Origin of the sequence: Micromonospora sp. NPDC053740, assembly GCF_040677775.1 — a bacterium.
Classification (GTDB): domain Bacteria; phylum Actinomycetota; class Actinomycetes; order Mycobacteriales; family Micromonosporaceae; genus Micromonospora; species Micromonospora alfalfae.
The window spans coordinates 277838-293135 of sequence record NZ_JBFASO010000009.1; the positions used below are offsets into that span (position 1 = coordinate 277838).

Sequence of the window (15298 nt, forward strand, 5' to 3'; positions counted from 1 at the left end):
GCACGTTGCCGAATGCAAGTCCCATTCGGCCGGAAGCCGCGCTCGTAGACCAGACCTGGCCGTGGTACAAACTGCCCGTACCAGCATCTGTACCCAACGTCAGCGACCGGTGACGCCGTGCGGTCGAGCTGGATTCGCCGGGTCAGCGCTGGTTGTCGAGGGGTTCCACCGACGGGTGCCGCCGCTCCGGTTGATCCGGTTCGGGTTGACCGTTGAGCACCTGGCCGATCAACTCGCGCAGCTCGTCGATCGCGTCCACCACGGCGCCCGGGTCGCGCGCGTCCCGCCGTCCACGCTGTCGCGGCACCTGCCGATCCAGTGGAGCTGGTTCCGCCGCGCGGGGGCCTCGGCGACCGTCGGCCGCCAACTGCTCGGCCGCGACCCGTGGCCACAGCGCGGCCAGCCGGCCGCCGGTGCCGAGCACGTCATCGCAGCGCAGTGCGAACTCGTGACTGCCGAACCGGCGACCTGACTCGACCGCCGCGACCGTCTCCCGGCTGAACCGCACCAGGTCCGCCAGGGCTCGTTGGGTCAGACCCCGTTGGACGCGGCAGTCGCGCAACTCCCGTCGGAACCGCTGACTGGCGGCAGAGTGAGCCGAGCTCGACGGGGACGTGTGCTCCATGCGCTCACCTTCGTGGAACGGACATTCAGCGGCGGACGCCAGATCGAGATTGGCCGATGAGTTGAACATTCACAGAGGGCAATTCTTAACCCAGGACGTGATGGGTGTGAAGACGTTCACCGGCATGGATCGTCGGCGAAAGCGGGAAAGGTCCTCGCCGGACCCGGTGCTGGCGCTGAGGCGCGCCGGGTGGGGACCTGTCGAGGCCGGCCCACCCACAGTCGACCCGTCAGCAGGTCAGCACCGCTGGCACCCGTGCCCACTCAGGCCGCGTGCACTTCGGCCGTCGCCCCGTCGCGTGCCGCCGGCACGTCCGCGGGCGCCGTGACGTCGATTATCGCGAGCAGCGTGCCGTGCGCACGAAACGCGACATTGGGTTTGTACGAGCGATGTTGCTCCGGTGCCAACCTCAGCCCGGGAATGGCTTCGGCGAGCCGGCTGAGGGCGATTCCGGCCTCAAGTCGCGCCAATCCCGCACCGATGCAGAAATGGGGACCGTGACCGAACGACAGGTGATTGCCCACATCGGCCCGGTGCGGGTCGAACCGGTCCGGGTCATGGAACGCCGCCGGGTCCCGGTTCGCCGCACCGATCAACAGCAGGCAACGCGCCCCGGCGGGGATCGTCGCCGCCCCCACTGTGACATCACGGGTGGTCACGCGCAGCCAGCCGTCGATGGCGGGCGCGAACCGGAGCGTCTCGCTCACGAAGGCGGGGAGGAGCCCCGGGTTCGCGGTGATCGCCGACCAGCGTTGGGGAGCGGACAGGGCCTGGTCGAGGGCGTGCGCGAGCAACCCGGCGGTGGTCTCGTGGCCCGCGACCAGGAGGTTGAAGGCAAGGCTCGCCACCTCGGGCACCGTGAGCACGCTGTCGTCGTCGTCCCGGTAGTCCAGGGCGCGGCTGATGAAGTCCTCGCCCCGGTGTCCACTGTCCACCCGCTGGCGGACCAGGTCCTCGCAGTAGTGCCAGAACTCCAGCAGACCCTGCGCCAGGCGTACCTGCTCGGCCGGGTCCGGCTGCCCCCAGACGAGGGCGATCTGGCCGTCCGCCCAACTCCGGATCCGTCCGATGTCGGCGTCGGGCACCCCGAGGATGTCCAGGACCACCAGCAGAGGAAGTTCGGTCGCGAGCTCCGGGATCAGGTCGACCTGATCGCCGTGACGGGCGGCGAGACGGGACACCAACTGGTCGACCCGGCGTCGGATGATCGCCCCGTACTCGGCCTCGACCCGCTCGGCGGTGTTCGCGAAGGTCGCCCGCAGGGCCCGCCGGGTGCGCGGGTGCGTCGGTGGATCGGCGGCGGCCGTCGTGGGTGGCGCGTCGATCTGCATGATGACGTTCAGTGCCGGTGGGCACACCTCGTAGACCGGGGCGAGGGTGAGGGCGTTGGCGAATGTCGTGGCGTCGGCGAGGGCCCGCCGGACATCTGCGTGCCGGCTGATCAACCACAGGCCCAGATCCTCGGCGTAGTGCGCCCCGTCGGGATGGTCGAGAATGCGTCGCCACATGCTTGCCGGATCGGTGAGATAGACTCCGGCGAACGGATTCAACCGCATGAAAGCCTCCTGATGCGCCCGGCGCGGAACCGGCAGCGCCCCCATTTGGCGATCCACTTCAGCCGGGCCGATAATGGCGTGCATCTGCCTCTGGCTTTTTACGGTGCGCTGACCGGCCGTACAAGTCAAGATTGATTCTTGTCTATTTATTGGTCGGCATAATTGCGTGTTGCAACAGCCGAGCGAACCTGGCCATATGCAAGTTGCGGCTCGGTCCTTGCCGTGAAGTCGACCTGGCCGAACTGTGCAATCAACGCGCCGCTCTCGCTCATGACCGGGGAAACGACCCCCGAGGTGACGAGTGACGCCGGAGTCCGGTCATCGACCGCGACGGAAGGCGTCAGCGCCGACTGGGAGGGGCCGAGCCCCGGGCGGGCGGAGTCGGCCCGCGACACCGCCCACGCGTCGCGGGGGTTCCGGCCACACCGGAACCCCCGCGCTTCTTCTTGTCCTGACGGTGCGCTCAGCGCACAGCGGTCACGGTGCCCACGGGGCGGCGATGCTCCAGGTGCTGTCGGCCGTCCACGACGTCGGCGTGTTGTACGCGTCTCCGCCGGCGCCGTTGCTGAGCCAGACCTCCGCGTTGTAGTGCCGCAGGAACCTACCTCTGAAGTTGTACGACTCCAGCGACACGCCGGTGCCGGTCAGCCCGGTGCGGGCGCACCAGGTGGCGTCGGCGCGCAGCAGCGCGGAGCCGTCGTCGGGCGAGTTGCGGACCCGGGAGTTCTGGTGGCGCAGGTACTGCCCGGGAAAGTTGACAGACTCGAACGAGTAGCAACCCGATCCGGCCAGGCCCGGCCGGATCGCGTACGTGGCGTCGGCCTTGAGCAGGCTGGAACTCGCGGCGTCGACCACCTCCGTGTAGGCCAGGCTGTCCTGGTGGCGTAGGTAGCGGTTGGTGAAGCCGGGCGTGGTCACCCGCAACGACCGGCGGGTGTTGACCGGCAGGGCGACGGGTGCCGAGCTGCCGATGGCCTTCGAGGCGTTGATCAGGGCGGTGTTGGCGGCGCGTACCCGCGCCTGGTCCATCTTGATCACCTGTCGGTCGTAGGTGAGGAACCCGTTCAGCTCACCTTCCAGGTCGGTGATCTCGGTGTAGATCGAGGCGCTGAGCCCCTTGCCGAGCATCAGGTTCTGGGTGCCCTGCACCAACCCCACGTACCGGTCGGTGAGGGCGTTCGAACTGGACTGCCACTCGTACGCGAAGAAGCTGCCGTTCGGGCTGTACTCGTGGCCCGGGGTGTGCAGGCCCAGGCCGCCGAACTCACCGAGCACCGCGATCCGGCTGCTCGACGGTACGGGCGAGTCCGGGCCGAGGTAGACATGCCAGTCGTCGATGTCGCCGTTGCCGGGGTTGCCGAGGGACTGGCAGCAGTTGTGGCCGCTGTGCGGGTTGACCAGACGTGTCGGGTCCTGGTTCTTGATGTTCTGTGCGACCCGCCGGGTGTCGGCGAGGGACCGCTCGCCCCAGCCCTCGTTGTAGGGCGTGTACGCGATCACGGCGGGTGAGCTGCGGTGCTCGTCGACGATCTCGCGTGCCTCGGCCTCGAACTGCGCCTGCTGGGCATCGGTGGGGTCGACGTCCTGTGCGGTCAGCGACGGGATGTCCTGCCAGACCAGCAGGCCGAGCCGGTCGGCGTGGTAGAACCAGCGCTGCGGCTCGACCTTGATGTGCTTGCGCACCATGTTGAAGCCCAGGTCCTTGTGTTTCTGCAGGTCGAAGGCGAGGGCGGCGTCGGTGGGCGCGGTGTAGAGCCCGTCCGGCCAGTAGCCCTGGTCGAGGGTGCCGACCTGGAACACGAACTGGCCGTTGAGCTTGGGACGCAGCACCCCGTTGACCAGGCCGGTGGTGATCTCCCGCATGCCGAAGTAGTGCGTAGTCCGGTCCACTGTGGCGCCGGATGCGCCGCGAAGCGTCACCCGGAGGTTGTAGAGGAACGGGTCGTCGGGTGACCAGCGGCGGGCGTTGGGCACCGGCACGCTGAAGTCGGTGAAGCCGCCGGTGGCCGAGCCCACCACTGTGGTGCCGTTCAGCGCCTCGGCGAGCACACTGTGGCCGCTCACGTCGCCCCTGGTGAAGACCCGGACGCGCACCGTGTTGTTGCTCAGGTTCGGGTAGACGTCCACGCTGCTGATCGACGCGGCGGGCACCGGCTCCATCCACACCGTCTGCCAGATGCCGGAGCTGGGGGTGTAGAAGATCCCGCCAGGTGTCTTGGTCTGCTTGCCGATGGCGGGCAGGCTGCCGTTCTGCCGGGTGTCGGTGGGATCCCAGACCTTGACGACGATCTCGTTCGTCCCGGTGGTGAGCTGGGGCGTCACGTCGAAGCTGAAGGCGTCGTAGCCCCCGGTGTGCGCGCCGACGCGGACACCGTTGACCCAGACGGTGCTCTGCCAGTCGACGGCGCCGAAGTGCAGCAGGGTGCGCCGACCCGACCAGTTCGCCGGGATGGTGACGGTCCGTCGATAGAACAGGTAGTTGCGGTTGTCGTTGGCGGCCCGTTGGATGCCGGACAGGGCGCTCTCCACCGGGAAGGGCACGTTGACCCGCTCGGGCAGGTTGGTGCCGAACTGCGGGGCGTCGTCGGTCGTCGACTGGCGTAGTTGCCACTCGCCGTTGAGGTTGAGCCAGTCCGGCCGCGTCATCTGGGGTCGCGGGTACTCCGGCAGTGGTGTGCCGGCCAGCGCCTGGCTGGTCCAGGGGGTGCTCAGTGGCGGCGTCTTGGCCGGTGCGGCGTACGCCGGTGAGGCGGGCGCGGCGAGAACGCCGGCGACCAGGGCGATGGCGAGCAGCAGAGGTAGGGCGGGGCGGATGGGGACGTGACGTGTCATGCCGTCTCCGGGGGACGAGACGCCGCGGGCGGTGCAGCCAGGCCCGAAGCGCGTGGGTGGTGGGCATCGGGTGGTCATTGACGGGGGACGGGCGTCAGCGACGGATGTCGGTGGGATCTCCACGCGCCAACGGTGACCGGCATATTGACATCCATCATCACCTGTATAACGTTATAGAGCCGCGCCGACCCTCCCGTCAATGCTTGTTCATCAATGCCCGGTCGACCCGCCGGTCGAATTCCCGAAAGGCTGGGGATGGTCGTCAACCTGAAGGACATCGCCCAGCGCGCCGGTGTCTCGCTGGCCACCGTCTCGAACGTGGTGAACGGGTACCGGCCGGTGGGGGAGCGGACCCGACAACGGGTGCAGCAGGCGATCGACGAACTCGGCTACAGCCCCAACCTCGGCGCCCGCCACCTCCGCCGGGGCCGTACCGGCCTGATCGCCCTGGCCATCCCGGAACTGACCAACCCGTACTTCGCCGAGCTCGCCGAGATCGCCATCTCCGAGGCCGCCGCGCTCGGCTACACGCTGGTCATGGAGAACACCGCCGCGGACCGGGAGGCGGAGCTGGCGCTCCTCGACGGCTCCCGACAGCGCATCATCGACGGCCTGATCCTCAGCCCGGTGCGCATCGGCCGGGAGGAGGTGCTGGCCCGGACGGCCGGCAGCCCGCTCGTGCTGATCGGCGAGGGCGTCTACGACGTGCCACACGACCACATCGCCATCGACAACGTCGCCGCCAGTCACGCGGCGATCCAACATCTCGTGGCGATCGGCCGTCGCCGGATAGCGTTCATCGGCGCCACCCCGGGAGGTGACCGGCAGTCGGCCCATCTGCGGGTCCGGGGTTACCGGGAGGCCCTGGCGGCCGCCGGCCTGCCGTACCGACCACTGCTGGTCGCCGGCACCGAGGCGTTCGGCCGGCTCGACGGCATGCGTGCCATGCGTGACCTGCTCGCCCTCGGTGACCCGCCAGACGCGGTGTTCGGTTACAACGACCTGGTCGCCATCGGCGCGCTGCGGGCGCTGGCCGAGGCCGGTCACCGGGTGCCCGAGGACGTCGCGGTGGTCGGGATCGACGACATCGAGGAGGGGCGGTTCACTGCCCCGACCCTCACCACCATCGCCCCGGACAAGAGGGAGATCGGCCGTGTCGCGGTGCGTCGCCTCGTCGCGCGCATCGAGGGCACGGAGGTCGCGGGGCCGCTGACCGTGCAGACCCCGTTCCGGCTTCTCCGCCGGGAGAGCACCGGCACGCCGGACGCCTGACCGCCGGTCGCCCACGCGCCGCACGAGATCCATACCGCCGGTGGTACGACCCAGAGAGGATGACCCACTAGATCCATAATCCTCAATATGATGACCGCTATCTCGACTGCGGTGCGCTCACGAGGCGTGCCATCCTGATGCGGAGGAATGCATGGTTCGCTGGCGTACCCTCACTGGCCTGCTGGCCACCGCGTTGGCCGCGGTGACCGCGGCCAGCCTCACCCTCACCGCGCCGGCCGCCGCGGCCGACAGCCCCATGACGCCGAACGTCGTCGGCGGCACCCGCGCCGCTCAGGGCGAGTTCCCGTTCATGGTGCGTCTCTCGATGGGCTGCGGCGGGGCGCTGTACAGCGCCCGGCTGGTGCTCACCGCGGCGCACTGCGTGGGCGCTACCGGCACCAACACCAGCATCACCGCGACGCTCGGGACTGTCGACCTCCAGTCGTCCAGCCGGATCACCGTCCGGTCCAACTACGTCTACCGTGCCCCCGGCTACAACGGCGCCGGCCGCGACTGGGCGCTGATCCGGCTGGCCAGCCCCGTCACCGGGCTGAGCACGCTGCCGATCGCCAGCACCACCGCGTACGACAGCGGCACCTTCACGGTGGCTGGTTGGGGCGCCGCCCGGGAGGGCGGCGGCCAGCAGCGCTACCTGCTCAAGGCGAACGTGCCGTTCGTCAGCGACTCCACCTGCAACGCCAACTACGGCGGGGATCTCATCCCCGCGCAGGAGATCTGCGCCGGCTATGCCAGCGGCGGCACCGACACCTGCCAGGGTGACTCGGGCGGCCCGATGTTCCGCCGCGACGCCTCCAACGCCTGGATCCAGGTCGGCATCGTCAGCTGGGGCAACGGCTGCGCCCGGCCCAACTACCCGGGTGTCTACACCCAGGTGAGCTACTTCGCCTCATCGATCGCCTCGGCCGCGGCGAGCCTCGGCGGCTGACCGTACGACGGGGACGGCCACCCAGCGCGTTGGTCGCCCCGCCACCGCTCGGGCGGCCCGGACGACACGGTCCGGGTCGCCCGTCAGTGGCGTCCGCCGCCTGGGCGACGAGTGGGCCACCCGACAGATTCGGCGGGCCGTCGCTGCGCCGCCGGCCGTAGCGGCGATGATGGGCCGGTGAAGATCCTGTCCATCCAGTCGTCGGTCGCCTACGGTCACGTCGGCAACTCGGCTGCGGCCTTTCCGCTGCAACGCCTCGGGCACGAGGTCTGGCCGGTCCTGACTGTGCACTTCTCCAACCACACCGGGTACGGCGCGTGGCGGGGCCCGATGCTCCCGGCGGCGGACGTGGCGGAGGTGATCGCCGGAATCGAGGACCGCGGGGTCCTCGGCAGCGCCGACGCGGTGCTCTCCGGCTACCAGGGCGACCCCGCCATGGGCGCGGTGATCCTGGACGCGGTGGCGACGGTGAAGGCGACCAACCCGGCCGCGGTGTACTGCTGCGACCCGGTGATGGGCGACGCCGGCCGGGGCATGTTCGTCCGGCCGGGGATTCCGGAGTACCTACGGGACACCGTCGTGCCCCGTGCGGACATCATCACGCCGAACCACTTCGAGCTGGACTTCCTCGCCGGTCGCACCACGAACTCGCTGGCCGAGGTGCTGGACGCGGTCGACGTCGTGCGTGCGACCGGGCCTCGGCACGTCCTGGTGACCAGCGTGCTCCACGGCGACCTGCCTCCGGACTCGCTGGAGGTGGTGGCGGTCTCCGACGAGGGCGCCTGGGCGGTGACCACGCCGCTGCTGCCGATCAACCCGAACGGTGGGGGCGACGTCACAGCGGCGCTGTACCTCGCCCACCTGTGGACGACCGGCTCACCCGCTACCGCGCTGGAACGCACCATCGCCTCTGTCTACGCCGTGCTCGAGGCCACTCTCGCGGCCGGCACGCGGGAGATCCAGCTGATCGCGGCGCAGGACGTGATCGCCGACCCGCCGGCCCGGTTCACCGCCCGCCAGCTGCGCTGACGGCGGGTAGCGAACGGCGGACCGGCTGCGTCGACGGCGGCTCGTGGACCGGCTGCCTAGACGACTGTCCTGGACCGCTGACCGGTGGCGCTCAGCGACCCTCGGGAACGGCCATCTCGCCGAGCAACGACCAGTCCTCCTGCGGCACCGTGGCGTTCACGATCCGCGGCGTTTCGGCCAGGTACTGCGGCAGGGTCTCCTGAGCCGTGCGGAAGTGCGCGGACTGGACGTGGGCTCCGCCGGCCTGGTCGTCGCGGAACGCCTCGACCAGCACGTACTCGGTGGGATCGTCCACGCTGCGGGACCAGTCGAACCACAGGCAGCCCGGCTCGGCCCGGGTCGCCTCGGTGAACTCGGCGGCGATCTGCGGCCACCGGTCGGCGTGCTCGGCCAGGATCCGGAACTTGGCGGTAATGAAGATCATGACCCCAGGCTACCCAGCCGGGCGGGCGCGGGCGACAACCTCCTCGGGGGTCAACGGCGCTTTCGGGTGGTGCGTCAGGCACAGCGGGGTTCGGACCTTCACGAACGAGAACCCCTCCCCGGCGGCGTAGAACTCGCCGCTGTTGAGCAGGCCGATGTCCGGCAGCCGTCCGCCCTTGGCCTCGGCGAGCTGCCGGGCCGCGTCGATCTGTGCCGGCGCGTTGAGCAGCCCGAAGAACTGCGTCGTCGCGTTGCCGGAGATCTGGTTGTGCAGACCCTTTGGCGCCTGGGTGGCGAAGACCAGCCCGAGCCCGTACTTGCGGGCCTGCGAGGCCAACGCGATCGAGCTGGCCGTGCAGGCGGTGGTGCCGGTCGACGGCGCGAGCGTCTGCGCCTCGTCCATCACGAACAACCCGCCCAGCGGTCGGTCACCGGCGGGGTGCCGCTTGATCCAGGCGAAGAGCGCCATCTGCAACTGGTTGACGAAGCTCTGTCGCTCCTGGTCGGAGGTGAGGCCGACGAAACTGATCACCGACACCCGGGCCCGCCGCCCCGCCGACGGCGTCAGCAGCAGCCCTGGGTCGGCGGGCGCGCCGACCCCACCGAAGAGCGGATCGGTGACCATCGCCGCCTTGAGCGCCTCGGCCAACTCCTCGGCGAGCTTCCCGGCGCGGGCCAGCCGACTGACCCCCTCGGGCAGATCGGTGAGGAACTCGGTGAAGCCGGGCAGGCCGACCATCCCACTGCGCGCGTACGCCTGGAGGGCCTCGGTGAGGACGGCCTTGCCCTGCTGGGCGAGCCGGCTGGAGCGGTCCACGCCCGCCCGTGGCGCGAGCGCCTCCACGGCGGAGCGGACGGCCTGGTCGAACTCGTCGGGCCAGTCCCGCAGTGAGGTGAAGTCAGGCAGTGGCTGGAAGCTCAACGGCCGACCGGCGGTGACCCGGGGCGTCCACACCACCACCTCGGTGTGCGCGAGGTAGTCGGCGGCGCGTTCGGCGTCGCCGGGGCCCCAGCCGCCCGGCGGGTCGGGCCACGGGTCGCCGAGCCGGGCGAGGTCGTTGTTGGGGTCGAGCACGATCGCGGAGACCCCCTCGCGGGCGCACTCCTCGACCAGCCGGCGGATCAGCACGGTCTTGCCCGAGCCGGACCCGGCGAACACGACGGCGTGGCGGCGCAGCGACTCCAGGGGAACCGTGAAGGGGTGACCGCCGTCGACGGTCCGTCCCAGCCCGACGGCCCGACCGCCCCCGCCGACCGCGGGGTCGGCCGGGTCAGTGGATACGGGCTCGGCTGCCGCACCGGTCGACACGTCGGCGGGGACGTCGGCGGCCGGCGCGTTCGTCGGGTCGGATTCGCTGCCGCCCGACGGTGGCTCGTCGTCGGGCGTCGGCGGCTGGTCACCGCCGCGGGTGCCGTCGGGCCCGGGCAGGACCGCGCGGAACAGCTCGGTGCCGCTGGCCGGACGACGGGCCACCAGCCACTCCTGCAAGGCAGTGGACGGTTCGGCCGCCATCACCCGCAGCGCCGCGAAGACCCGCAGGTCCGCCTCCGGCACCGCACACCGCAGGCCGCCGGCCGCGTCGAAGCCTGTCAACACCTCGGTCGTACGCTTCCCGGTGGGCCACGGACCGTTGCGCAGCAGGATCAGCCGCCGTTGTGGCAGGTCCCGGTCCAATCCCGCGAGGGTGCAGGCGGCCTTGACCCGGGCGGTGACGGCGACGGCATTGGGGTGCGCGACGGCCCGGAAGCACCAGTGCGCCTCGTTCTCGGTGGCCTCGTCGAGCACCTCGATGAGCCGCCCGTGCAGCGCCGGCTTGCGGCCGGGCGGCGGATCGTACTTGTAGGTGGCGCCGGTCGGCGCCTGCTCGGCGATCCAAGCGGCCAGGCCGGCGGCGAGCAGCGGCGGCATGTGCTCGTCCTCGCTCTTCGGGTCGACTGCGGCCGACACGTCGGCGGCCTCGACCAGCTCGGCGAACCGTGCGTCCAACTCGTGCAGGTGGCGCTCGTCAGTCGTCGGATCGGCGGCGACGCCCCGGGCGGTGCTGACGGTCGGCGTCGAGTCGGCGCCGTCGATGAGCCGATCCAGCTCGATCACGTCGTCGCGGTCACGGCACCAGGCGATGTGGCGGTCCACCCGGCGGAGCAGGGCGCGTGGCGTCAGGGTGGGTGCGTCGGCGAAGGCGGCGGGGGCGATCGGCCAGGTGGGGTGCGGTGGCCCGAAGAACATGCCCGCGAACGCGGCGGAGAGGCGCTTCGCCACGATCGCCTGCCCGATCTCCGGGGTGGGGATCCGGTCCGGCAGGGTCGCCGTACGGAAGCGGTCAGCGACCGGGGTGGGCGCGCTGCGGCTCATCAGCACCCAGGTGTCCGGCAGGCACGAGACGACGACAAGCGTGCGGCGGGTGATGTCGCGCAGCTTGAGCAGGCCGTCGGCGATCGGGCCGAGCACCCTGGCCTGGCCGTCCTCCAGACCCTGATGCTGGTTGAGCAGTGAGGTGCTGGTCTGGGCGAACAGCGTGTCGAGCTGGTCCACGGCGATGACAGTGGGGTCCAGGGTCAGGGCCATCAGCCGGGAGATGTCCTGCACGACCTGCTGGGGGGTGCGGATCGCGGCGCTCAACCCCCACGCCGCCCGTGCGGCCGGGTCACCGGCTTCGGAGATCAGGTGGGCGTAACCGACGTCCTGTGCCTCGAAGTCGATGGCGCCGTGCAGGACGAGCGCCCGGGCGGTGTCCTGGGCGTCCCGCCCGACCTCCCGATCGCGCTCGCGCAGCGCCCAGATGAAGGTGTCGAGCTGCGCACGGGTCACCGGTCGGGTGCCGGCGACCGCGTCGCGAACCTCCACCGGCAGACCGAGCTGGGGGGTGAGTCGACGCAGGAACGTCTTCAACTGGGTGCCCCAGCCGACGTGGGGGCGGCCCATCCCCTCCACCAGGGCCAGGGCCACGCTCTCCCAGAACGTCTTGCCACTGACCATGTCGACGAGGAAGAAGTAGCCGCCGTCGCCCTGGATCCGTTCTCGGACCGCCCCGAGCAGGTGCGTCTTGCCGGCGCCCGCGCGGCCCTGCATGGCCACGCCGAGCGGCATGCTCGTGTCGTCGGTGCGGGCCCGCGCCACCCCGCGCAGAATCTCCGCGGCCACCTTCTCGTGCAGCTCCGGCACGTTGTGCGGGCTGGGTCGCCAGACGTCGTCCGGGGTGACCGCCGGGTTGAGACTGACCGCTTCCAGCGCGGCCCGCTGGTCCTCCGAGATCATGCCGGGCCGATCGCCAGGGCGTGGTTGTCCTCGTTCCCGATGCGGACGGCCGCAGCCCGGTCCCGTGCGGTCAGTGACTTGGTGTTCGCCACCGGGATAATGCGGACGTCCTCTCGGCCGACCATCGCCCGCAACGCCGCGTCGAGGGCGGCCCGGTCGGTGTCGGCGAGCTGGTCGCGGACGTCGGCGAGGCCGACCCATGCGCCCGGCGCGGTGGCCAGATCCCGGTACGCCGAGCGAACCAGCGCCTCCACCTCCACCGCTGACACCGGTGCCGCTGCCGCTGCCGGTGCCCCCGTCGTCGCTGTCGCAGTGGGTGCCGGCGCTTCGTGTCCCGGCTCGCTGGTCGCCGGGGCCGTTGCCTCGGTCTGCTTGAAGAAATCGCCGTGGCTGACCCGGAGCCGGTCCAGCGAACGGTGCAGGTTGGACAGGACGACGAACAGGGACCGGGTCGTCGAGCCGCCCTGCCTTGGCGGCGCGGCGGTGTGCAGCTGACGTGCCACCCGCCAGCCCTCATCGGTCAGCTCGTGGGCGAAGGGCCGGTGCGTCCGATCGGTGTCCACCAGGCCCAGGTCGACGAGTTTCGTGTTGTCCTTGCCGGTCAGCGTGAAACCGGCCAGCTCTTTCAGCTCGACGTTTGTGAGTCGGCGTGCCTCGACCATCAGCACCACGAGGGCGTTGATCTGGTTCGGCGTCAGGTGCGGGACGTCCGCCGGGCTCGTCATGATGTCTCATCTCCGTGGGGGTGCGTGCCGCCCGTGCGCCGCCGGGCCAGCAGCCGACGGATCCCGTCGACCACCACCGGCGCGTCGGTGAGCACCTGCTCGTTGGTGAAGCGGAGCACGTCCAGCCCGAGGAGTTGCAGCTGGACGTCTCTCCGCCGATCGTTGGCGAAAGCGATTCGCCCACGATGCTCCGGGCCGTCCACCTCGACCGCAAGACCCTCCGCGGGCCAAAACAGATCCAGACGGTACGCCGTGGCCAGGACGTGCCACTCGTAGGTCTGGTTCCACCGCCGGCCGCGCGCCCAGTCGTGCGGCGCGAGCGCGCGTTCCAGGGCCTGCTCGGCGGCGCTGTCCGAGCGGGGCACGCCAGCGATCGGCGGCCAGGCCAGCACCGTCGACTCCGGCTCGGCGGCGATGGCCGCAATCCGATCGGTCGGGCCGGCCAGCTCGGCGAATCGCGCCGGCACCGGCATCGGCACCGAGCGCACCCGGTCGGCGTGGCGCAACGGTCCGCCGGTCAACCAGACAGTGAAGCCACCGTGCCGCACCAGCCACTCGGCGGCGGCCACCAGCGTCCGCTCGGCGTCGGCGTCCAGGTCGGGCAGAGCCACGACGAGTACGCAACCTTCCCGGTCGTACGCGTCGGCGATCACCCGGGCGAGCCCAGCGGCGCGTACCCCCGGGGCGAAGCGGGACCGGCCGCCGGGGCGGTGCGGGCCGCGCAGCCCTCGCTCGGCGAGATCGGCCAGGAACGGGCCGAAGTGCCGGGAGCGGGCGGCGGTACGGGCCGCGAGTGCCCGAACCGCCGCCACGCCGAGTGTGCCCTCGCCGTCGACATGGTCGGCCCCCGTCAGCCAGCGAGGGAACATCGCCAGGGCCGCGGTGTCCAGTTGGTCGAGCAGGGTGTCCACGAGGTCACCGAGGGGGAGTGCCACGGTGGGCCGGTAGTGCACGATCGCGGGCGCTGCCGGTGGTAACGGGTCGAGTGCCACCCGCAGCAGCTCCGGGTCGATGCCCGGCAGGTGACTCACTCGCCCCGTCGGCGGGGCAGCCCACCAGGCCCTGCTGGCGTCGCCGTTGGCCCGGACGGGGTGCGCCATGGCGGCACCCTACGACACTGACGGGCGCGACCGGGGACCCCTCGGTGGCGAGGCGGTGCGCTCGCCGCTCAGCGCAGCCGGCGGATGTCGCCGTACGCGCGGTAGTAACCACCGCGGCTGGACTCGCGCACCTCGGTCACCAGGTAGCGGGCGCCCGGCTCGCGAATCCCCTTGGGGAACTGCACCGACCAGTCGCGCCGGTAGCCGTCGGAGAGCACCTGAACCCGCAGCCGCCCCCGATCGTCCAGGCACTGCACGACCACGCCCGCGCCCGAATCGCTGGTCACCTCGACGATCGTCGGTTGCGCCTGCTGGGGTGCCTGGCGAGGGGCCTTGATGTCGCGTACCTGGGGCACGTTCCCGGCCTGCGCCGCGCGGATCGCCGGCTCGCTCGCGTCGATGCAGGCCAGATGGCCGCCGGTGGTCACCACGTAGAGCCGGTCGTCGTGGTACTGCATGGAGTACGCCGAGCCGCAGCCGGTGCCGAGCTTCCACAGCCGGGTGCCCGCCGCGTCGAAGCAGTAGATCGAGGACTGGCTGTCACCGGCGAAGACGTACTCGCCGCCCTCGGCGGTGGCGCAGGAGAAGACCGGGGCGTCGCACAGGTAGGTGCGTTCGGGGTGGCCCGACTTGGACAGCCGCACCACCTGGCGGCTGCTGGTGCCGGCGAACACACTGCCGTGCTCCTGCCAGCCGAAGAGCACCGAACCGGTGGTGGTGTGCCACAGTTCGCTGCCGGTACGCCACTCGTAGCCGGTCACTCCCTGCGAGTGGCCGTGGTAGATGGCGTCGTCGTCGCACCGCACCATCCAGGCCGAACGCCCCCGCCCGGGGCGACGCCACAGGAACTCGTCCTCGTGGTCGACGGCGGTGATCCCGCCGTCGGCGTCGGAGACGCCGAGGACGCCGTCGTGGATGTCCAGCCAGTAGATGTCGATCTCCGGCGCGATGGCGTACGCCACCCGGGGCACCTTGCCGGACAGGTCGTAGACGTTGCCGTCGTCGCAGCCGGCGTAGATCCAGGCGTCGTCGGCGACTATGCACTTCACCCCGTCGGGAAGGCGGACCTGGCTGCGCACCTGGGCGTCGTGGTCGAGCGTGGTGATGACTCCGTGCTCGTTGCCGACCATGCAGTGCCGCCCGTCGACGAAGATGCCGAAGGCGGGGGCGCCGGAGTCGTAGCGCCAGAGCACCGGGGCGGTGTGGGCGGTGGAGCGGGTGCTCACGATCTGCCGCCGCGACACGGTGCGCTTCTGGCGGACGCCGGGGACCGCCGGCGCGTAGCCCTTGCGGACCTTCTCACCGATCTTCTTCGCCGCGGCGGCCCGGGCCCGGGTGTTGTCCGGATAGGCACTGGCCTTGACCTGCCCCTGGTCGCCGATCCGGCCGTAGCGCACAGTCAGCGTGGCGTTGTCGACGATGACCTCGTAGAATTTGTGCGCACCGTCCACTTCGGACAGTTCGAGGTAGGTCGTCTCCTGGGACATGGGGCCTCCGAGGGGTCAGCGAGCGGCGCGATCCGGCCGCCGCGGCG

The 15298-nt window shown here is 71.0% G+C and carries 11 protein-coding genes; 3 read left to right on the top strand and 8 right to left on the bottom strand.

Annotated features, from left to right (window positions below):
• Nucleotides 1–142: 142 nt before the first annotated feature.
• The 3 genes from AB0K35_RS23995 to AB0K35_RS24005 all read right to left on the bottom strand — a co-directional run bounded on the left by AB0K35_RS23995 (nucleotide 143) and on the right by AB0K35_RS24005 (nucleotide 5013).
• Nucleotides 143–625: a helix-turn-helix transcriptional regulator gene (locus AB0K35_RS23995; RefSeq protein WP_238668454.1), complete on the bottom strand. Its 483-nt coding sequence runs from the start codon at nucleotides 623–625 to the stop codon at nucleotides 143–145.
• A gap of 263 nt (nucleotides 626–888) precedes the next feature.
• Nucleotides 889–2310 carry a cytochrome P450 gene (locus tag AB0K35_RS24000; RefSeq protein WP_363887705.1) on the bottom strand — a complete coding sequence of 474 codons (1422 nt, stop codon included), beginning with the start codon at nucleotides 2308–2310 and terminating at the stop codon, nucleotides 889–891.
• 348 nt (nucleotides 2311–2658) lie between these two features.
• Complete coding sequence (locus tag AB0K35_RS24005) at nucleotides 2659–5013, bottom strand: AbfB domain-containing protein (protein WP_363887707.1); 2355 nt, start codon at nucleotides 5011–5013, stop codon at nucleotides 2659–2661.
• 255 nt (nucleotides 5014–5268) lie between these two features.
• On the opposite strand from AB0K35_RS24005, the gene AB0K35_RS24010 reads away from it, so the two are divergent.
• The 3 genes from AB0K35_RS24010 to pdxY all read left to right on the top strand — a co-directional run bounded on the left by AB0K35_RS24010 (nucleotide 5269) and on the right by pdxY (nucleotide 8260).
• The gene (locus AB0K35_RS24010) at nucleotides 5269–6285 is read left to right on the top strand and encodes a LacI family DNA-binding transcriptional regulator (RefSeq protein WP_238668451.1); all 1017 of its coding nucleotides are present in this window, start codon (nucleotides 5269–5271) and stop codon (nucleotides 6283–6285) included.
• A gap of 151 nt (nucleotides 6286–6436) precedes the next feature.
• Nucleotides 6437–7231, top strand: a complete 795-nt coding sequence (locus tag AB0K35_RS24015; RefSeq protein WP_238668450.1) for a serine protease — start codon at nucleotides 6437–6439, stop codon at nucleotides 7229–7231.
• A gap of 177 nt (nucleotides 7232–7408) precedes the next feature.
• Nucleotides 7409–8260: a pyridoxal kinase PdxY gene (pdxY, locus tag AB0K35_RS24020; protein WP_091406844.1), complete on the top strand. Its 852-nt coding sequence runs from the start codon at nucleotides 7409–7411 to the stop codon at nucleotides 8258–8260.
• A 91-nt stretch (nucleotides 8261–8351) separates the two neighbouring features.
• Here the strand turns inward: pdxY and AB0K35_RS24025 are convergent, their stop codons facing one another.
• From AB0K35_RS24025 to AB0K35_RS24045, 5 genes are all read right to left on the bottom strand, one after another.
• Nucleotides 8352–8684, bottom strand: a complete 333-nt coding sequence (locus tag AB0K35_RS24025) for a putative quinol monooxygenase (protein WP_238668449.1) — start codon at nucleotides 8682–8684, stop codon at nucleotides 8352–8354.
• Nucleotides 8685–8693: 9 nt separating this feature from the next.
• Nucleotides 8694–11939, bottom strand: coding sequence for a DUF87 domain-containing protein (locus AB0K35_RS24030; RefSeq protein ID WP_363887711.1), 3246 nt, complete (start codon nucleotides 11937–11939; stop codon nucleotides 8694–8696).
• Complete coding sequence (locus AB0K35_RS24035) at nucleotides 11936–12664, bottom strand: hypothetical protein (RefSeq protein ID WP_363887714.1); 729 nt, start codon at nucleotides 12662–12664, stop codon at nucleotides 11936–11938. Before AB0K35_RS24035 ends, AB0K35_RS24030 begins: the two co-directional genes overlap by 4 nt.
• On the bottom strand, nucleotides 12661–13764 hold the full coding sequence (locus AB0K35_RS24040; protein ID WP_363887717.1) for a DUF559 domain-containing protein: 1104 nt from the start codon (nucleotides 13762–13764) through the stop codon (nucleotides 12661–12663). The genes AB0K35_RS24035 and AB0K35_RS24040 overlap by 4 nt, the downstream gene beginning before the upstream one ends.
• A gap of 68 nt (nucleotides 13765–13832) precedes the next feature.
• Nucleotides 13833–15251, bottom strand: coding sequence for a PQQ-binding-like beta-propeller repeat protein (locus AB0K35_RS24045; RefSeq protein ID WP_238668445.1), 1419 nt, complete (start codon nucleotides 15249–15251; stop codon nucleotides 13833–13835).
• Nucleotides 15252–15298 lie beyond the last annotated feature (47 nt).